This is a genomic window from Pseudomonas sp. WS 5503 (assembly GCF_012985385.1).
Lineage (GTDB): Bacteria > Pseudomonadota > Gammaproteobacteria > Pseudomonadales > Pseudomonadaceae > Aquipseudomonas > Aquipseudomonas paracarnis.
On sequence record NZ_JAAQWI010000019.1, the window covers coordinates 1 to 18,853 of the forward strand.

Consider the following 18,853-nt stretch of genomic DNA (forward strand, 5'->3'; position numbering starts at 1 on the left):
CTGATAATCTTGTTGACTATCAGTCTGACTCCACAAGCACCCACACGAATTGCTTGATTCAGTTGTTAAAGAGCGGTTGGTTAAGATCTTTCGTCTCAACCGAGGCGCGCATTCTACAGCAGCCTCACTTGCTGTCAAGTGGTTATTTTCAGAAGTTTTCGAAGATTTCTTCAACAACTTCAACCACTTGCGCTTGCGATCTCTCGTAAGCGGGAGGCGAATTCTACAGGGATCGCCATGAACGTCAACCCCTTATCCGCAAAAAAGCTAAAAACCCATTCGCCTATAAAATCAGGATGCCTCGCCGCCTCTTCTATATAAGAAGAAGCGTATAGCCCTGGGGCGTGAATCCCACCTCCCACACAAATGCATCGAACTCCAACCGGAAGAAGCCCGGCCGAGACCTGCGAAAGCGAGGAGCGAGAAAGACTGTTTTTTTAGACCGGCGAATACCGGAAAGGGAAAGCTCAACAGAGATGGTGTCCCAGGGCCGGTTCGAACGGCCAACCTTCCCCTTAGGAGGGGGATGCTCTATCCAATTGAGCTACTGGGACAAATGCCAAATGCTTACCCGGAAGGGCTAGCGACAGACGGCGTGCATCTTAACGGCCGAGGCTGGTTTTGTCATGTCGTCCGTTGGCATTTTGAATGTAGGCCGATCCCTGCGAATGCATTCAAAGCCTCTCGCTGCAGACCAAAGCCTTCAGATGTATCGTGCAAATTGCACTGCGCCAATATGCCATCATTGCAAACTGCAACCTCAAAACCCCACAAATCAAATCTAACTCTTTGTTTTTATTGGCCTAATAGGTTGGCACGACATCTGCAAAGCCATATATACACAACCAATCGTTTCAGGCACCGTGAAGACCATGACTATGAACAGCGCCCTTCTATTAGCACTGAACGCTGTGGCACTGGCCGCGGTGGTGACGTTTCATTTTCAGCCGACCAATACTGAAGACGGCGCGCAAATCAGCCAAGCCATTCCCCACCATCTGCAACAGCGCCCTCAACTCGCACTGATGACTGCCAACCCCCAGCCCCCCATCCGCCTGACCCAAGAAACCGAATCTGCCCCAGCGGCCGAGCATTGGGTTTTCTGAGAAAATATTCATGTCCAAATCTGCCTGGTTATTTCTGTGCCTGACCCTCATGTCCGCCGCACTAGGCCTGGGAGCCACCTCACAACAAGCTCAAACCCTAGCCTTCGTCGCGAGCGCCGTGCTGGGCAGCCTACTGATAATTGCACTCATCAAGGGTCGCCGAATCAAATTCGATCCACTCCTTCGCTAGCCCTCCCCCGCCGTCCCTTCTCCCTACCTTATGTCGCCTGACACTCGTAAATAGCCGAACAGCTACTAACCTTAAGCTTGCGGGCAAAAGGCCATACCCCTATAGAAAGGACACCCTTCGACTCAGATTCCGCGCTGACCTGGACGAAGGTTGCCGAGCTTCGCTGCAGCTGCAGGAAATTTTTCCAACCAGTCCGCAAAAACGCAAATCAGTACTGGCATAAAGCCTTTAGGCGGTTCAATATTTGTCACAGAATTGACGCCAATGAAATGGCAAATCTGAGGCATGATGCGGCCTCTTTGCAATTCGCGTTGAACTTTGGTCGTGAGCCTTGTCTTAACACTCATCTTGCGGCCAATTCCAGAAACCGCTCCCCTGAACTAACCGGTTAAATATATGCGCCCATTGAAACAGGCAATTTATTCCAGCCGTACGGCTGACAAATTCGTCGTACGTCTGCCAGACGGAATGCGGGAACGCATTGCCGAGGTGGCTCGCAATCATCACCGCAGCATGAACTCCGAAATCATCGCACGCCTGGAACAAAGCCTTATTCAGGAAGGTGCCTTGGGTGAAGAGTTGAGCATGCGCCTGGACAGCCCCGAGCTGTCACTGCACGAACGCGAACTGCTGCAGCGTTTTCGTCAGCTCTCCCACCGCCAGCAAAATGCTCTCGTCTCGCTTATCGCGCACGACGTGGAGGCGGCCGCAGAAGCCAATTGATTGACACCTGAAAGCCGAAGCCAGCCCTGTGCTGGCTTTTTTTTGCGTCGAGTTTGGGAATAAGAAGCAAAGCGAGGGCAGGTTTGCCCTCGCGGGAAGGGTCAGAGCAGGAAGATCGTTGCCAGGCCCAGGAAGATGAAGAAACCACCACTGTCAGTCATGGCCGTGATCATCACACTGGCACCCATGGCGGGATCGCGACCTAGACGCGCCAAGGTCATGGGGATCAATACCCCCATCAAGGCCGCCAGCAACAGGTTAAGGGTCATGGCCGCAGTCATGACCACACCTAGGGACCAACTACCGTAGAGCAAGTAGGCCACCACGCCAATCACGCCCCCCCACACCAATCCGTTTATGAGGCCTACAGCCAGTTCCTTGCGCAACAGCCGTGAGGAATTGGCGGTACTGACCTGGTCCAGCGCCATGGCGCGCACGATCATGGTGATGGTCTGGTTCCCGGAGTTGCCGCCAATGCCCGCCACAATCGGCATCAACGCCGCCAAGGCAACCAGCTTCTCGATGGAGCCTTCAAACAACCCGATCACGCGAGAAGCGATAAACGCGGTAATCAGATTGATAGCCAGCCAAGCCCAGCGGTTATGCAGTGAACGCCAGACCGACGCGAAAATATCTTCCTCTTCACGCAAACCCGCCATGTTGAGGACTTCGGTTTCACTTTCCTCACGGATCAAGTCGACGATTTCATCGATGGTCAGACGACCGATCAACTTGCCGTTCTTATCTACCACCGGAGCCGAGATCAAGTCGTAACGCTCGAATGCCTGGGCCGCGTCGTAGGCATCTTCGTCCGGGTGGAAGCTCACGGTATCGCTGGCCATCAGGTCAGCAACTTTTTTCTCCGGATCATTGACCAGCAGGCGCTTGATCGGCAAAACGCCTTTGAGGATGCCCTCATAGTCGACCACAAACAATTTGTCGGTGTGGCCGGGCAACTCTTTGAGGCGGCGCAGGTAACGCAGCACCACTTCCAGGCTGACGTCTTCGCGGATGGTGACCATCTCGAAGTCCATCAGGGCGCCGACCTGATCCTCGTCGTACGACAGCGCGGAACGCACACGCTCACGCTGCTGAGTGTCGAGCGCTTCCATCAACTCATGGACAACATCACGGGGCAGCTCAGGGGCCAGGTCAGCAAGCTCGTCCGCATCCATCTCCTTGGCGGCAGCCAGGAGTTCGTGGTCATCCATGTCGGCGATGAGCGTCTCACGCACCGAGTCCGATACTTCCAGAAGGATGTCACCGTCGCGATCAGCCTTCACCAACTGCCACAGGGTCAGTCGGTCATCCAACGGCAAGGCTTCAAGAATGTAGGCGACGTCGGCGGAGTGCAGGTCATCGAGCTTGCGTTGCAACTCGACGAGGTTTTGCCGGTGAACCAGGTTTTCGACGCGGTCGTGGTTCGGACCTTCCTGGCGGTGCGTGAGGTCTTCGACCACGCGCTGGCGCTGCAGCAGCTCGATAACTTGAGCCAGACGATCCTGCAGGCTTTCTTGTGTTTTCTTTACTTCTACTTCGGTCATAGGCGAACTCCACTCCCAGCAGCGGGGCACGCCGGAAGGATCAATCAGTCAATTCATGATTGGTAAAACGGGGTACTGAGTAACTACTGGGTAAGTCCATGGAGGTATTCCACAAGCCCCGGCGGGGCTGACGGGCGCATGATACACCGCCCGGACGTTTTAAACGTTAAAAAACTGGAAAGAACAAGCGCTTGCACGCCAAAGCTCAGTATTGGCCGCATCTATGAAATGCGACGACGCAGGCGCGAGGGGAAACACATGAGAAGGGAGAAAAAGGAGCGTGCCAAATAAAACCTATACAAACGCCAGACGGCAAAAAGCCCGCACTAGGCGGGCTTTTTGTTTGTATGGTGCACTCGACAGGATTCGAACCTGTGACCGCTCGGTTCGTAGCCGAGTACTCTATCCAGCTGAGCTACGAGTGCAAATTGTGTTTTTAGACCAGATCACAACTGGTTGAAGCCAAGCTACCTGCATCGCTGCAACTAACTCTTAAATGGTGCACTCGACAGGATTCGAACCTGTGACCGCTCGGTTCGTAGCCGAGTACTCTATCCAGCTGAGCTACGAGTGCATTTGTTGCCGCGCATTATAGGCCGTTCAATCTCTATGTAAAGCTATTTTTTCGAGTATTTTCAACAACTTACCGAAAAAACCAGATTGCAACGTACTAAGCAAATAATGGCGGAGAACGGGGGATTCGAACCCCCGACACCCTTTTGAGGTGTACTCCCTTAGCAGGGGAGCGCCTTCGGCCACTCGGCCAGCTCTCCGCAACACGGGGCGTATATTAACCACGTTCCTCCCCGTTTGCAAACATAAAAAACGATAAAAATTAAAGGCTTGGTTCTTCGTCCTTCTCTTTCTTGATCCGCAGGTAGATTTCCTCGCGATGGACCGCCACCTCTTTCGGAGCGTTAACCCCAATACGTACTTGATTGCCTTTGACGCCGAGCACGGTCACAGTGATTTCGCCATCACCGATAATCAGGCTTTCTGCGCAACGACGAGTCAGAATCAGCATACCTTTCACCTCACGCATTTCAGTTCAGGAACAACAGTCTGCAAAAAAAAAGCATTCGACCTACAACCAAAAGGTCGTAGCCCTACTCGCTAAGTATTGTCGAGCCCATGCAAAAGACCATGTACCCCACAAAAAAATGAAAGGCGCGGTAAACCGCGCCTTCCTGGCAACGCATCACTCGCCCTGTCGGGCCGGAGCATCCAACTCAAAAGCCGTATGCAGCGCGCGTACAGCCAGCTCCAGGTACTTCTCTTCGAGGACGACCGAGACTTTGATTTCCGAGGTGGAAATCATCTGGATGTTGATACCTTCTTTGGCAAGAGCCCCGAACATACGGCTGGCAACGCCAGCATGGGAACGCATGCCCACCCCGACGATCGACACCTTGGCAATCTTGGTATCGCCGACCACTTCACGGGCGCCAATCTCGCTCGCAGTGTTCTGCAGGATTTTCAATGCTGCATCGTATTCATTGCGGTGCACGGTGAAGGTGAAATCGGTGGTGTTGTCGTGCGAAACGTTCTGCACGATCATGTCGACTTCAACATTCGCATCGCTGACAGGCCCCAGAATCTTGAAAGCCACGCCAGGGGTGTCTGGCACGCCACGGATCGTCAGCTTGGCTTCATCGCGATTGAAAGCGATGCCGGAAATGATCGGCTGTTCCATGGATTCCTCTTCATCAATAGTAATGAGGGTGCCCGGACCCTCCTTGAAGCTGTGCAATACGCGCAGCGGAACGTTGTACTTGCCGGCGAACTCCACCGCGCGAATCTGCAACACCTTGGAACCAAGGCTGGCCATTTCCAGCATTTCTTCAAAGGTGATCTTGTCAAGGCGCTGGGCCACTGGCACGACGCGTGGGTCAGTGGTGTAGACGCCATCCACATCGGTATAGATCTGGCACTCGTCAGCCTTGAGTGCTGCCGCCAGGGCCACACCGGTGGTGTCCGAACCGCCACGACCCAGCGTGGTGATGTTGCCGTGCTCATCCACGCCCTGGAAACCCGCTACAACTACCACACGGCCTGCTTTCAGATCAGTGCGAATTTTCTGATCATCAATCTGCAGGATCCGCGCCTTGGTATGTGCGCTGTCTGTAAGAATGCGCACCTGGCTACCAGTGTAGGACACCGCTGGCACGCCACGCTTGTTCAGCGCCATGGCCAACAGCGCAATGGTTACCTGCTCGCCCGTGGAGACGATCACATCCAGCTCGCGCGGCAGCGGCTGTTGATCACCGCTGATGGCCTTGGCCAGATCGATCAGGCGATTGGTCTCGCCACTCATGGCCGACAGCACCACTACCAGGTCATCGCCAGCATCGCGGAACTTCTTAACCTTGTCGGCGACCTGCTCGATTCTTTCGACAGAACCGACCGAGGTGCCTCCAAATTTCTGTACGATCAAAGCCATTTCCAAGCCGCCTCAGCCCGTAAAGGGGCGCCTAATTTCCAATCCACCCGCACTGAACAAGCCCGTGACTAGACAGACCACGGGCCGGTTAACAGTGCTTTAAATACCTGCCTCGACAAATGGCACGGTCAAGGCCAGCGCCGCGTCCAGGGCTGCGGCATCGACACCACCGCCTTGCGCCATGTCCGGACGACCACCGCCCTTGCCGCCCACTGTCGCAGCGGCTTGCTTCATCAAATCACCGGCTTTGAGTTGGCCAGTCAGGTCCTTGGTTACACCAGCAACCAGAACGACCTTATCCTCATGGACACTGCCGAGCAGGATCACTGCGCGGCCGAGCTTGTTCTTCAACTGATCGACCAAGGCCAACAGCGCCTTGCCATCCTGGCCGTCCAGGCGCGCAGCCAGGACTTTTACGTCCTTGACGTCAACCGCCGCGGCCGACAGGTCATCGCCCGCAGCGCTCGCCGCCTTGGCCTGCAACTGCTCCAGCTGTTTCTCAAGCGCACGGTTGCGCTCCAGCACGGCGGACAGCTTGTCGATCAGGTTGTCGCGGCTGCCCTTGACCAGGCCGGCCGCTTCCTTGAGTTGTTCTTCGGCTGCATTGAGGTAAGCCAGGGCCGCAGCACCGGTTACCGCCTCAATACGACGTACGCCCGAGGCCACACCACCTTCGCTGATGATCTTCAGCAGGCCGATATCGCCGGTGCGGTTGGCGTGGATGCCACCACAGAGTTCTACCGAGAAGCTGCCGCCCATGCTCAGTACGCGGACTTCGTCGCCGTACTTCTCGCCAAACAGCGCCATGGCGCCTTTATTCCTGGCGGTCTCGATATCGGTTTCTTCGGTTTCAACCGGGGTATTCTTGCGAATCTCGGCGTTGACGATGTCTTCCAGGGCCTTGATCTGCTCAGGCTTGATCGCTTCAAAGTGGCTGAAGTCAAAACGCAGGCGCTGGCTGTCCACCAACGAACCTTTTTGCTGCACGTGCTCGCCCAGTACCTGGCGCAGTGCGGCATGCAGCAAGTGAGTAGCCGAGTGGTTCAACGCGGTGGCATGCCGTACGTCGGCATCGACCTGGGTGTCTACCGGTGCGCCCACGGTCAAGTTGCCCAGCACCAGCACACCGTGATGCAGGAAAGCCCCGCCGGTCTTGGTGGTGTCGCGCACATCAAAACGACCGGATGTCGAGCTCAGGAAACCGCAATCGCCAATCTGGCCACCCGACTCGGCATAGAAAGGCGTCTGGTCCAGTACCACAACCGCCTCTTCACCTTCGCTCAACACGTCGACCGACTTACCGTCTTTATAGATGGCGACGATCTTGGCCGAGCCCGCAGTCGCCTTGTAGCCGGTGAACTCGGTCGGTACGTCAACCTTGACCAGGGTGTTGTAGTCCAGGCCAAAGGAGCTGGCCGAACGTGCGCGCACGCGCTGGGCTTCCATCTCACGCTCGAAACCGGCTTCGTCGACGGTCAACTCACGCTCGCGGGCGATGTCGGCAGTCAGGTCCATCGGGAAACCATAGGTGTCGTACAGCTTGAACACCACATCACCCGGCACCACGGTGCCTTTGAGTTCAGCCAGGTCCTGTTCCAGAATTTTCAGGCCGTGCTCCAGGGTCTTGGAGAACTGCTCTTCTTCAGCCTTGAGCACCCGCTCGATGTTGCTTTGCTGTTGCTTGAGTTCCGGGAAGGCATCGCCCATCTCGGCAACCAGCGCGGCCACGATCTTGTAGAAGAAGCTGCCGGTAGCGCCCAGCTTGTTACCGTGGCGGCACGCACGACGGATGATGCGACGCAGCACGTAGCCACGGCCTTCGTTGGACGGCAGCACGCCGTCGGCGATAAGAAAACCGCAGGAACGGATGTGGTCCGACACCACCTTGAGCGAAGACTGGCCTTCATTGGCGCAGCCAATGGCCGCCGCCGAGGCGCTCAGCAGGTTGGTGAACAGGTCGATTTCGTAGTTGGAGTGAACGTGCTGCATCACCGCACTGATCCGCTCCAGGCCCATGCCGGTGTCCACCGACGGTGCCGGCAGCGGATGCAACACGCCATCGGCGGTGCGGTTGAACTGCATGAACACGTTGTTCCAGATCTCGATGTAACGGTCGCCGTCTTCTTCCGGCGAGCCTGGCGGGCCACCCCAGATATCGTCGCCGTGATCGTAGAAAATCTCGGTGCACGGGCCGCACGGGCCGGTATCGCCCATGGTCCAGAAGTTATCGGACGCGTAGGGCGCGCCTTTGTTGTCACCGATACGGATCATGCGCTCGGCAGGTACACCGATTTCCTGGGTCCAGATGTCATACGCTTCATCGTCCGTCGCGTACACGGTGACCCAGAGCTTTTCCTTGGGCAGCTTCAGCACGCCGGTGAGGAAGGTCCAGGCGAACGTGATCGCGTCTTTCTTGAAATAGTCGCCGAAGCTGAAGTTACCCAGCATCTCGAAAAAGGTGTGGTGACGAGCGGTGTAGCCGACGTTTTCCAGGTCACTGTTCTTGCCGCCGGCGCGTACGCACTTCTGGCTGCTGGTAGCGCGGGTGTAGGCGCGCTTTTCCTGGCCCAGGAAGCAGTCCTTGAACTGGTTCATCCCCGCGTTAGTGAACAGCAGGGTTGGGTCATTGCCTGGGATCAAGGAGCTGGAGGCTACACGGGTGTGACCTTGCTCTTCGAAGAAGCGAAGGAAGGCTTCACGGATTTCTGCGCTTTTCATTAGGTTCTTCCACGGAGGCTGCGGCCAAAGGCCAGTGCGCAACATCATCAGACGGAGCGACGGCAAAGGGCCGCATTATATCGGCCCTTTGCCGGTGGTACAGCGTGTTTATGTGATAGAAACAGTCAATTAGACGGCCTGCACTGTCATTTCTGCGAAAACGCGACGAATGTCTGCAGCACTTGCTCGATCTGCGCCCGGCTGACGTCCAGATGGGTGACCATGCGCAGGCGCGGCGCGGCACTCAACTTGACCCCACGCTCGGCCGCAAAGGCCTTCAGCGCCTGCGCCTGATCGCCTACCTGCACATACACCATATTGGTCTGCACCGGCTCGACGCTGTAGCCGGCCTTGCGTAACTCATCGCCCAGCCATTGCGCGTTGGCATGGTCGTCAGCCAGGCGCTGTACCTGATGATCGAGAGCATACAACCCCGCCGCCGCCAGTGAGCCGGCCTGGCGCATGCCGCCGCCGACCATCTTGCGCAAGCGCCGAGCCTTGGCGATCAGCGCCGCCGAGCCACACAGCACCGAACCGACCGGCGCGCCGAGGCCCTTGGACAGGCACACCGACACCGAATCGAAGTGCTGGGCGATTTCTCTCGCATCCACCCCCAGCTTGACTGCTGCGTTGTAAAGGCGGGCGCCATCCAGGTGCAGGGCCAGGCCGTGCTCGTGGGTAAATGCCCGGGCCTTGGCCAGATAATCCAGCGGCAGCACTTTGCCCTGCATGGTGTTTTCCAGCGCCAGCAGGCGCGTGCGCGCGAAGTGGAAGTCGTCGGGCTTGATGGCTGCAAGCACCTGGTTCAGATCAAGGGAGCCATCAGCTTGCACTTCCAGGGGCTGCGGCTGGATCGACCCCAGCACCGCCGCACCGCCACCTTCGTATTTGTAGGTGTGGGCCTGCTGGCCGACGATGTATTCCTCGCCGCGCTCACAGTGAGCCATCAACGCCAGCAGGTTGCTCATGGTGCCGGTGGGTACGAACAGCGCCGCGGCAAAGCCCAGGCGCTTGGCCAACTCGGCCTCCAAGCGGTTGACGCTGGGGTCTTCACCATAAACATCATCGCCGCTGACGGCGCTGGCCATTGCGTCGAGCATGCCGGGGGTAGGTTGGGTCACTGTGTCGCTGCGCAGGTCGATCACGGTCATGAAGGGGGCCTCTAACGGAGTGGATAAGTCCTTTTGTGTGTGATTACTGCGGGCAAAGCCACGGAATATCAAGCCCCTATTGCATTCATTCGAATACCAACCAATCAAACCGATATAAGTTATCGAGACGGCAGCCGTGCAGTTTTCGAAAAACCATGTTAAAAACTCTCCGCCGCCAGGGTTCTGGCGGCAACGTTCTCAGGGCGGGGTGCAATTCCCCACCGGCGGTAATTGCACGCAATGTGCATAGCCCGCGAGCGCTTGGCGCCTTGAACTGCTCAGGCAGGACGGCGACAAGGTCAGCAGACCCGGTGTGATCCCGGGGCCGACGGTCATAGTCCGGATGAAGAGAGAACGGGATTGGCACCTAAGGGCCGCGCGCCTGTTTGCGCATGCGTACCCTTAAATCCCATTCGATTCATAACGCCCTGTTTTTTTCTTAAACAGGAGTCAGAACATGCAACCCACCGCAATCGACAGCAAAAGCAAAAACCATCACGGCGAGCGCGTCGCGTTTATCCAGGCCTGCTGGCACAAGGATATTGTCGACCAATCGCGCAAAGGCTTCCTCGCCGAAATGATCGCCCAGGGTTATCAGGAATCGGACATCGACTTCTTCGAAGTCGGCGGCGCCTTTGAAATGCCCCTACACGCCAAATTGCTGGCCAAGACCGGCCGTTACGCCGGGATCGTCGCTGCCGCGCTGGTGGTGGACGGTGGCATCTACCGTCACGAATTCGTCGCGCAATCAGTGGTCAGCGGCCTGATGCAGGTGCAGTTGGAAACTGAAGTGCCGGTGTTCTCGGTGTCCCTGACGCCGCACCACTTCCATGCCGGCAGCGAGCACACCACGTTCTTCTATGAGCACTTCGTGCACAAGGGTCAGGAAGCTGCGCGTACCTGCGCCGATACACTGCACAAAGTGCGGGCGATCCGTCGTAGCGAGCCGCGTGCGGTAGCGGTCTAAATCCAAGCCTCACCGCAAACCAGTGTGGGAGCTGGCTTGCCTGCGAGCAGACACCTGGGGTGGATCAGTGATACCCAGGTGATGCTATCGCAGGCGAGCCAGCTCCCACATTGGACTGAGCCAGACTTGGCTCTCAGGCCAGGCCGGCATCGGTGGTGGGCACGATCAATATCCCGGCGCGCAAGCCGTTCTTCACCTTTGGGTTGGGGAAGATGATGCGGGCGCCCTCCTCCTCGATCACCCAGCGGGTCTTGGCCACGTCTTCGGCCAGCAGGTAGCCCTTTTCCAATTCCGAAAAGTTTTCCACATCTGCGGGCAGGTGCAGCAGGAAGGCGTCGCTGTGCTTGATCACTTCCCGTGCAACGGCGAAGAGCTTCAGGCCGTCGAGGTTGCCGGTCTCAGGCTCGTTGCCCTCGATGATCTGCTTCAGGCGCACTTCCAGGCGCGACACGTCCACACCGTCGTTCTGCCCGAACGGGCGCGCCTTGCCCAACTCCAGGGTAAAAGCCTCGGCGCCGAGTTGCTCGTAGGTAAAGGCGGTGAAGGTAATCGAGGTTTTGTTCTGCAGCAGCACCGCCTGCATGCCGGCCGCGTTCAAGCGCTCCAGCTCACGGCGCGAATGCTGTCGGTCTTCCTTCCACGGGTACAACGCGAACTGCTCGATTTTTGAACCACGAATCGCGGTATGCAGGTCGTAATGCAGGCGCGAGCGGCCAGGCAGGCTGAAAAAGCTGCGGGCCAATTGCTCAAGCTCGGCGGCGCGCATGGCTTCGGGGCCGATGTTTTGTTCATGACGGCCATTGAACAGCCGGTTGACGTCCAGCTCGAGGTAACGCTCACCGCGGCGCATGGCCTCGGTATTACCGAACAGGAACAGAATACGGGTTCGGGGTTTGATCTCCCCGCGGGCAATGCCATGCAACAGGCGGTCGAGCAATTCGATCGGCGCGGTTTCGTTGCCATGGATGCCGGACGACAGCAGCAAGTCGCTGCCGTTGTCCAGAGCTTCAGGAGGACGCACTTCAAGCGCGCCTTCGCTGAGCCAGCGCATCTGCACGCCGTCGACAGTCAGTTGAATTTTTTGCGCCGGTTCACGACCGGCGAGGGTAAGTTCAAGCAGTTTGCCGAGGGCGAGCATAAGCAGCTTCCTTAGTGGTTGCAGCCTGGGCCATGGACGTGATCGTCGTCGTCACCTTCAACGTCGGCCGGTTCCATTTCCAGCTGCAGGCTCATCAGGTTGGTGGCCAATGGGCGCATCAGCAGGTTGGCGTACTCGGCATCGCCTTCTTCTACGTCCACGCCAATCAGCAGTTGGCCGCGGCCATCGTGCTGGATCCAGATCTCCTTGCCCTGCCAGACCACGGCGACGCGGGTGCAGGAGGTTTCCAGCTGGGTGCCGTCGGTGTCTTCAAGGATGAGTTTCAGGGTGTCGGTCATAAATAAAATATCTCAGCCGTGTGGCATTAATTGATCTGGAAAGGATAAACCGAGCCCAGTTTAAGGATTTGCGTCAGTTCATCCAGTGCCGTCCGGCACTCAAGCAGCAACTGCGGGTCAGCCAGGTCGGTTTCGCGCAGGCTGTCACGGTAGTGCTTGCCCACCCATTGGGTCAGGGTTTCGTACAACGGCGCAGTCATGATAACCCCTGGGTTCACGGCCGCCAGCTCGGTTTCGTTCAACGCCACACGCAGGCGCAGGCACGCCGGCCCACCGCCATTCTGCATGCTTTGCTTGAGGTCGAAGACCTTGACTTCGCGGATCAGCCCGCCGGAAGCGGTCAAGCCTTGCAAGTACTGCCACACGCGCTCATTGGCGCGGCACTCTTCCGGCACGATCAGCAACATCGAACCATCAGGACGAGTCAGCAACTGGCTGTTGAACAGGTAGGAACGCACCGCGTCCTCGACACTGACCAACGCGCGAGGCACACACACCGACTGGAAGTTGCCGCCCAACTTGCCCAACTTGCCGTGCAGCTCGGCAAGCATCTGTTCGGTATTGAGGAACGCATCCTCGTGATAGAACAGCACCTCGCCGTTGCCCACCGCGATCACATCGTTGTGGAACACACCGGCATCGATCACCGCAGGGTTCTGCTGGGCGTAGACCACACCGTCATCCTTCAAGCCATGCAGGCGCGCAACGGCCTGGGAGGCTTCGAGGGTCTGGCGCGCCGGGTACTTCTGCGGGGCCGGGTAACGGGGGTCGAAAGCACTACGGCCGAAGACGAAAAACTCGACGCCCGCCTCGCCGTACTCACGACAGAAACGCGTGTGGTTGGCCGCGCCTTCATCGCCAAATTGCGCCACGGCCGGCAAGGCGGCGTGGTGAGCGAAATGCTTGCCATCGGCGAACATCGCCCCCAGCACTCGGCTGGTGGTGGGGTGCTCGATGCTGCGGTGGTATTTGCAATTGAGGTTGGCAGCGGTGAAATGCACACGACCGTCTGCGGTGTCGGCACTTGGGCTGACGGTGGCGGCGTTGGCTACCCACATGCTGGATGCCGAGCAGCTCGCTACCAGCAAAGGCATGGCCTGCCTGGCAGCCTGCTCGATCACCTGAGCGTCGGTGCCGCTGAAACCCAAGCTGCGCAAGGCGGCTACATCCGGGCGCTCCTGGGGCGCCAATACACCTTGCACAAAGCCCATGTCCATCAGGGCTTTCATTTTCTGCAGGCCCTGCAACGCCGCTTCCTTCGGGTTGGAAGACTGCTGGCTGTTGCTTTGGGACGCGACGTTGCCGAAGGACAAGCCGCCGTAGTTATGGGTCGGCCCCACTAGACCGTCAAAATTGACTTCACAGGATTTCATCGGCGAGGCTCCACAAACATCTGTTTTTATAGGCATCAAATCACTTGAATACACCACAGATCCATTGTGGGAGCGGGCTTGCTCGCAAAAGCGGTGGTTCAGTCACTTCAAATGTTGAATGAAACACCGCATTCGCGAGCAAGCCCGCTCCCACATTTAGATCAGCGTTATACCTGGCGTGAGCGTTGCCGGGACTATCAGGCTTGGCGTTTCCAACGACGCCACCGGGTACGCGCAATAATCCGCCGCGTAATAGGCACTGGCGCGATGATTGCCCGACGCCCCGACACCACCGAACGGCGCGGTACTGGCAGCGCCGGTCAACTGCTTGTTCCAGTTGACGATACCGGCGCGGCTTTCCAGCCAGAACTGCTGGTAACGCGCTTCGGAGTCCGACAACAGGCCAGCGGCCAGGCCGTACTGGGTGTTGTTGGCCTCAGCGATGGCACCGGCAAAATCCGCATAGCGGATCACCTGCAGCAGCGGGCCGAACAGCTCTTCGTCTTCACGTTCCGTCACCCCGGTTACGTCGATGATTCCAGGGGTCAACAATGCGGCCTGAGCCTGAGGCTGGGTCATTTCCAGCAGTGCCACGGCGCCATTGGCCAACATCAGTTCCTGGGCTTGCATCAAGGCTTTGGCCGCAGCCAGGGAGATCACCGACCCCATGAACGGCGCCGGTTGCTGATCGAAAGCGCCCACTTCAATGCTCGCACTCACCGCCACCAGGCGCGCCAGCAAGGCATCGCCCCAGGCACCTTGCGGCACCAGCAAGCGGCGCGCGCAGGTGCAACGCTGGCCCGCCGAGATAAACGCCGACTGGATGATGGTGTACACCGCCGCATCCACGTCGGCGACTTCGTCCACGACCAGCGGGTTATTACCCCCCATTTCCAGGGCCAGGATCTTGTCGGGGCGCCCTGAGAATTGCTGGTGCAAGTGGTTGCCGGTGCGGCTGGAGCCGGTAAAGAACAGGCCGTCGATGCCTGGGTTGGCCGCCAGGGCGATGCCGGTTTCCCGCGCGCCTTGCAGCAGGTTGAGCACGCCCGCCGGCAAACCGGCTTCGATCCAGCACTGTACGGTCAGCTCGGCGACCTTGGGGGTCAGCTCGCTCGGCTTGAACAGCACGGTATTGCCCGCCAGCAACGCCGGGACGATGTGCCCATTGGGCAAGTGCCCAGGGAAGTTGTAAGGGCCGAATACCGCCACCACACCGTGGGGTTTATGGCGCAACACAGCGGTGGCGTCGCCCAGGGGGCCGCTCTTCTCGCCGGTACGCTCGCGGTAGCTTTGCACCGAGATCGCAATCTTGTTGGCCATGCTGGTGACTTCAGTGGCCGACTCCCACAGTGGCTTGCCGGTTTCTTCGCCAATGCAGCGGGCGATTTCATCGGCACGGCTTTTAAGCGTAGCGGCGAAGGTTTCCAGCACGCTGATGCGTTCTTCGAGCGGGCGCTTGGCCCATGCCGGGAATGCCTGACGCGCAGCCTGCACGGCGGATTCGACCTGTTCAGCACTGGCACCATTGCCAGCCCACAGCACTTGCTGAGTCACCGGGTTGCGCGATTCAAACAGCTCACCCTGGCCAGCCAGCCAGCTACCTGCGATATACAGCGAATTCATTATTTGGACTCCCGAGCAGCGGACAACGCAACAGCACGTACTTGATCACCCACCACCAATTGCAGGCGCTTGGCAGTCTGTGGATCGACCACCAGCGTACCTGCCGCCAGACGGGCCGGAGCGGCGGTGATACGGCATTCCTCGCGCTTGCGGTTATGGATCAGGAACGGCGTGGCATCGTCCCCCGGCGTGCCGATGGCCAACACCAGTGACTGGCTGTCGCGCACCGCACGGATCTTGCTGGTTTCACATTCCACCGCCGGGCCGGCGTCGAAAATATCCACATAGCCCTGGTAGCTGAAGCCTTCGCTCTTGAGCATGCTCAGCGCCGGCTCGGTGTCCGGGTGGACCTTGCCGATTACATTGCGCGCGTCTTCGGAGAGAAAGCAGCTGTACAGCGGGAACTTGGGCATCAGCTCGGCGATAAACGCCTTGTTGCCCACGCCCGTGAGGTAGTCGGCCTGGCTGAACTCCATCTTGAAGAAGTGCCGGCCCAGGCTTTCCCAGAACGGCGAACGCCCGGCGTCGTTGGACACACCGCGCATCTCGGCAATGATCTTGTTGCCGAACAGTTGCGGGAACTCGGCGATAAACAACATGCGCGCCTTGGCCAGCATGCGACCGTTGAGGCCGTTGCGGTAATCGGCATGCAAAAACAACGAGCACAATTCGGAATTACCGGTGAGGTCGTTGGCCAGGAACAGCGTCGGTATCTCACGGTAGATATTCAGTTCCTGGGAAGCGCTGACAGTCAGCCCAACCCGGAAGTTGTACCACGGCTCGCGCAGGCCAACGGCGCCAGCGATGGCGGAGATTCCCACCACGCGGCCTTCGTCGTTTTCCAGCACGAACAGGTAGTCGGCATCGCCGCGCCCGGCTTCGCCGCGAAAGGTTTTTTCCGCCCAGCCCACCCGGTGGGTCAGGCGCTCTTCGTTGGCCGGCAAGGTGGTGAGGCCGGTGCCAGTGCTGCGCGCCAGGTCTATCAGGGCCGGTAAATCGCTGCTGCGTACGGGACGAACGATCATGCTATCTCCTCGAACGGGCCGCTGTTGTCAGCCACCCGCGAAACTCTCTTTTTAAACCGCAACCAGGCGCACACTGGCGCCTTCGCCAACACCCAGCGCTTCGGCTGCCGCCAGGTCCAGGGTCACTGGTTTGCCGGGCGCGTAGTCCAGCTCCAGCATCACCGCGCGGTAATCCTGCAACTGCGCGTTGCTCACCAGGTATTGGCGACCGACGCCCTTGACCATCTCACCGATTTTCACTGGCACCACGCGGCTCTGGGCAATCGAGCGAATGCCCGACACCCGTGCGTGCAGCGTCGGGCCACCGTCGAAGATGTCGATGTAATGGTCAGTTTCGAAACCTTCACGCATGAGGATGTCGAAGGTGATTTGCGCACGCGGGTGCACCTGGCCCATGGCTTCTTGCGCTTCGTCCGGCAGCAGCGGCACGTAGATCGGGTAGTGCGGCATCAGCTCGGCGAGGAAGGTACGGCTTTTCAGCCCGCACAGGCGCTCGGCGGCGGCGTAGTTGAGGTCGAAGAAGTTGCGGCCAATGGCATCCCAGAACGGCGAGTCACCGTTCTCGTCGCTGTAGCCGACAATCTCGGTCACCACCGAGTCGGCAAAGCGCTCGGGATGGCTGGCGACAAACAGCAGTCGGCCACGGGAATTGAGTTCCGACCACGGCGAACCGACCAGCGCAGGCTTCACGTAGAAACTGGTGAGCAGGCTGTTGCCGGTAAGGTCGTGGCACTGGGAAAGCACGTGGATCTTGTTGTGGATCTTCAGCTCGCGGGAGGCGTGCACGAAGGTCTCGTTACGAAAGCTATAGAACGGCTCGGAGTAACCGGCCGAGGCCACGATGGCCGAGCAGCCGGCGAGCTTGCCGGTCTCGGTGTCTTCCAGCACGAAGAAATAGCTCTCTTCACCGTTGAAACTCACCTCGGCCGCGAAAGAAGCTTCGCTGGCCGCGATCTTGTCGCTCAGGCGTTCCACATCATCCGGCAAGGAGGTGACACCAATCGGGCTGTCCGCAGCCAGACGCTGTACCTCGCCCAGATCAGCCATTTGCGCGGGGCGCATCACCAGCATGGTGTCACTCCTTAACTCGAAAACTCACAGAGGAAAAAATGCCGGACACAGGCCCTGGATACCCATCGGTCTCAATGTGTCAGCAGTTCCATGTGGGAGCTGGCTTGCCTGCGATACAGGCAACTCGGTATATCAACGGCACCGAGGTGATGCTATCGCAGGCTAGCCAGCTCCCATATGTGTTCAGGTCCGGCCAATAAAATGTGTCGCTATCAGGCTTGCGTCAACGTCTTCACAGCACGCTCAAAACGATCCAGGCCTTCGTTGATGTCCGCCTCTTCCACCACCAGGCTCGGCGCAAAACGCACCACGTCGGGGCCGGCTTGCAGGATCATCAGGTTTTCTTTCTCGGCCGCGTTGAACACGTCCTTAGCCTTGCCTTTGAAGGCATCGCTGAGTACGCAACCGATCAACAAGCCCATGCCACGCACTTGGGTGAAGATGCCGTACTGCTTGCCGATCTGCTCCAGGCGCGCCTTGAACAGGTCGTGCTTGGCATTCACACCCGCCAGCACTTCTGGGGTGTTGATCACGTCGATCACCGCTTCCGCTACCGCGCACGCCAGCGGGTTGCCGCCGTAGGTGGTGCCGTGGGTGCCGACTACCAGGTGCTTGGCCAGGTCTTCACGGGTCAGCATCGCCGCAATCGGGAAGCCGCCGCCCAGGCTCTTGGCGCTGGTGAGGATGTCCGGGGTCACGCCGTAATGCTGGTAGGCAAACAGGTGTCCGCTGCGGCCCATGCCGGTTTGCACTTCGTCGAACACCAGCAGCGCGTCGTTCGCGTCGCACAGTTCGCGGGCGCCTTGCAGGTAAGCCAGTTCGGCTGGCAGTACGCCGCCTTCACCTTGGATCGGCTCCAGCACCACGGCGCAGGTCTTGTCCGACACCGCGGCTTTCAATGCGGCCAGGTCGTTATAAGGAACGTGGGTGATGCCGGTGATTTTAGGCCCGAAACCATCGGAGTACTTCGACTGGCCACCGACGTTGACGGTGAACAGGGTACGGCCGTGGAAGCTGTTCAGCGCGGCGATGATCTCGTACTTCTCGCTGCCAAAACGGTCGAACGCCACGCGACGGGCCAGCTTGAAGGCGGCCTCGTTGGCTTCGGCGCCGGAGTTGCAGAAGAACACGCGCTCGGCAAAGGTGGCGTCGATCAGCTTGTGGGCCAGGCGCAGCGCCGGCTCATTGGTGAACACGTTGGAGACGTGCCAGAGTTTGTTGGCCTGTTCGGTCAAGGCACCGACCAGTGCCGGATGGGCGTGGCCCAGAACGTTAACCGCGATGCCGCCGGCAAAGTCGATCAGCTCTCGACCGGCCTGGTCCCACACGCGCGAACCTTGGCCACGCACAGGAATAAAGGCAGCAGGTGCGTAGTTGGGCACCATCACCTGGTCGAAATCGGCACGTTGCACCGGGGCTTGCTCAACGGACATCGGAGTCTCCTGAAGAGGAACGCCTGCCTGGAACTGGCGGGCGATGCAGGGA

General features: G+C 58.8%; 17 protein-coding genes, 4 tRNA genes and 1 riboswitch. Of the genes, 4 read left to right on the forward strand and 17 right to left on the reverse strand.

All coding sequences use genetic code 11. The annotated features are described in order from the left end of the window. Positions 1–477 precede the first annotated feature (477 nt). Positions 478–554 (reverse strand) — tRNA-Arg (locus HBO10_RS30685). A gap of 324 nt (positions 555–878) precedes the next feature. Between HBO10_RS30685 and HBO10_RS30690 the strand changes: the two genes are divergently transcribed. Together HBO10_RS30690 and HBO10_RS31605 are read left to right on the forward strand one after the other, a co-directional pair. After that, the gene (locus tag HBO10_RS30690; RefSeq protein WP_034128462.1) at positions 879–1,106 is read left to right on the forward strand and encodes a hypothetical protein; all 228 of its coding nucleotides are present in this window, start codon (positions 879–881) and stop codon (positions 1,104–1,106) included. 10 nt (positions 1,107–1,116) lie between these two features. Then, the gene (locus HBO10_RS31605; RefSeq protein ID WP_034128463.1) at positions 1,117–1,296 is read left to right on the forward strand and encodes a PA3371 family protein; all 180 of its coding nucleotides are present in this window, start codon (positions 1,117–1,119) and stop codon (positions 1,294–1,296) included. Positions 1,297–1,418: 122 nt separating this feature from the next. On the opposite strand, the gene HBO10_RS30695 is transcribed toward HBO10_RS31605, so the two are convergent. After that, positions 1,419–1,643: a hypothetical protein gene (locus HBO10_RS30695; RefSeq protein ID WP_106117681.1), complete on the reverse strand. Its 225-nt coding sequence runs from the start codon at positions 1,641–1,643 to the stop codon at positions 1,419–1,421. A 49-nt stretch (positions 1,644–1,692) separates the two neighbouring features. On the opposite strand from HBO10_RS30695, the gene HBO10_RS30700 reads away from it, so the two are divergent. After that, positions 1,693–2,019: an Arc family DNA-binding protein gene (locus HBO10_RS30700; RefSeq protein ID WP_003193592.1), complete on the forward strand. Its 327-nt coding sequence runs from the start codon at positions 1,693–1,695 to the stop codon at positions 2,017–2,019. 101 nt (positions 2,020–2,120) lie between these two features. On the opposite strand, the gene mgtE is transcribed toward HBO10_RS30700, so the two are convergent. The 8 genes from mgtE to ltaE form a co-directional block, all read right to left on the reverse strand. Next, the gene (mgtE, locus tag HBO10_RS30705; RefSeq protein WP_003193593.1) at positions 2,121–3,563 is read right to left on the reverse strand and encodes a magnesium transporter; all 1,443 of its coding nucleotides are present in this window, start codon (positions 3,561–3,563) and stop codon (positions 2,121–2,123) included. Positions 3,564–3,911: 348 nt separating this feature from the next. Continuing rightward, positions 3,912–3,988 (reverse strand) — tRNA-Arg (locus tag HBO10_RS30710). Between the two features lie 72 nt (positions 3,989–4,060). Beyond that, positions 4,061–4,137: transfer RNA gene (locus HBO10_RS30715), tRNA-Arg, on the reverse strand. 108 nt (positions 4,138–4,245) lie between these two features. Beyond that, a tRNA-Ser gene (locus HBO10_RS30720) sits at positions 4,246–4,336 on the reverse strand. A gap of 62 nt (positions 4,337–4,398) precedes the next feature. Next, on the reverse strand, positions 4,399–4,587 hold the full coding sequence (gene csrA, locus HBO10_RS30725) for a carbon storage regulator CsrA (protein ID WP_003175645.1): 189 nt from the start codon (positions 4,585–4,587) through the stop codon (positions 4,399–4,401). Between the two features lie 174 nt (positions 4,588–4,761). Next, entirely contained in the window at positions 4,762–6,003 is a 1,242-nt protein-coding gene (locus tag HBO10_RS30730; protein ID WP_003193595.1) for an aspartate kinase, read from the reverse strand. Between the two features lie 99 nt (positions 6,004–6,102). Beyond that, positions 6,103–8,721: an alanine--tRNA ligase gene (alaS, locus tag HBO10_RS30735; RefSeq protein WP_014719590.1), complete on the reverse strand. Its 2,619-nt coding sequence runs from the start codon at positions 8,719–8,721 to the stop codon at positions 6,103–6,105. Between the two features lie 146 nt (positions 8,722–8,867). After that, complete coding sequence (gene ltaE, locus HBO10_RS30740) at positions 8,868–9,872, reverse strand: low-specificity L-threonine aldolase (RefSeq protein ID WP_034128464.1); 1,005 nt, start codon at positions 9,870–9,872, stop codon at positions 8,868–8,870. Positions 9,873–10,062: 190 nt separating this feature from the next. Further along, a riboswitch (FMN riboswitch) is annotated at positions 10,063–10,232 on the forward strand. A gap of 97 nt (positions 10,233–10,329) precedes the next feature. Here ltaE and HBO10_RS30745 point away from each other — a divergent pair. Next, the gene (locus HBO10_RS30745; RefSeq protein WP_003193604.1) at positions 10,330–10,839 is read left to right on the forward strand and encodes a 6,7-dimethyl-8-ribityllumazine synthase; all 510 of its coding nucleotides are present in this window, start codon (positions 10,330–10,332) and stop codon (positions 10,837–10,839) included. Positions 10,840–10,972: 133 nt separating this feature from the next. Here the strand turns inward: HBO10_RS30745 and astE are convergent, their stop codons facing one another. The 7 genes from astE to HBO10_RS30780 form a co-directional block, all read right to left on the reverse strand. Continuing rightward, on the reverse strand, positions 10,973–11,977 hold the full coding sequence (gene astE / locus HBO10_RS30750; RefSeq protein WP_034128465.1) for a succinylglutamate desuccinylase: 1,005 nt from the start codon (positions 11,975–11,977) through the stop codon (positions 10,973–10,975). An 11-nt stretch (positions 11,978–11,988) separates the two neighbouring features. After that, positions 11,989–12,276: a hypothetical protein gene (locus HBO10_RS30755; RefSeq protein WP_003175651.1), complete on the reverse strand. Its 288-nt coding sequence runs from the start codon at positions 12,274–12,276 to the stop codon at positions 11,989–11,991. Between the two features lie 26 nt (positions 12,277–12,302). Next, positions 12,303–13,649 (reverse strand): N-succinylarginine dihydrolase, encoded by a 1,347-nt coding sequence (astB, locus tag HBO10_RS30760; RefSeq protein WP_034128466.1) that lies wholly within the window; start codon positions 13,647–13,649, stop codon positions 12,303–12,305. A gap of 156 nt (positions 13,650–13,805) precedes the next feature. Further along, a complete protein-coding gene (gene astD, locus HBO10_RS30765) occupies positions 13,806–15,275 on the reverse strand; it encodes a succinylglutamate-semialdehyde dehydrogenase (protein WP_161793223.1) in 1,470 nt (489 codons plus the stop codon). Beyond that, the gene (gene astA, locus HBO10_RS30770) at positions 15,272–16,297 is read right to left on the reverse strand and encodes an arginine N-succinyltransferase (RefSeq protein ID WP_003193612.1); all 1,026 of its coding nucleotides are present in this window, start codon (positions 16,295–16,297) and stop codon (positions 15,272–15,274) included. The genes astD and astA overlap by 4 nt, the downstream gene beginning before the upstream one ends. Before the next feature lie 51 nt (positions 16,298–16,348). Further along, on the reverse strand, positions 16,349–17,368 hold the full coding sequence (gene aruF, locus HBO10_RS30775) for an arginine/ornithine succinyltransferase subunit alpha (RefSeq protein WP_015885475.1): 1,020 nt from the start codon (positions 17,366–17,368) through the stop codon (positions 16,349–16,351). A 212-nt stretch (positions 17,369–17,580) separates the two neighbouring features. Then, entirely contained in the window at positions 17,581–18,801 is a 1,221-nt protein-coding gene (locus HBO10_RS30780; RefSeq protein WP_034128468.1) for an aspartate aminotransferase family protein, read from the reverse strand. Between the last annotated feature and the right edge of the window lie 52 nt (positions 18,802–18,853).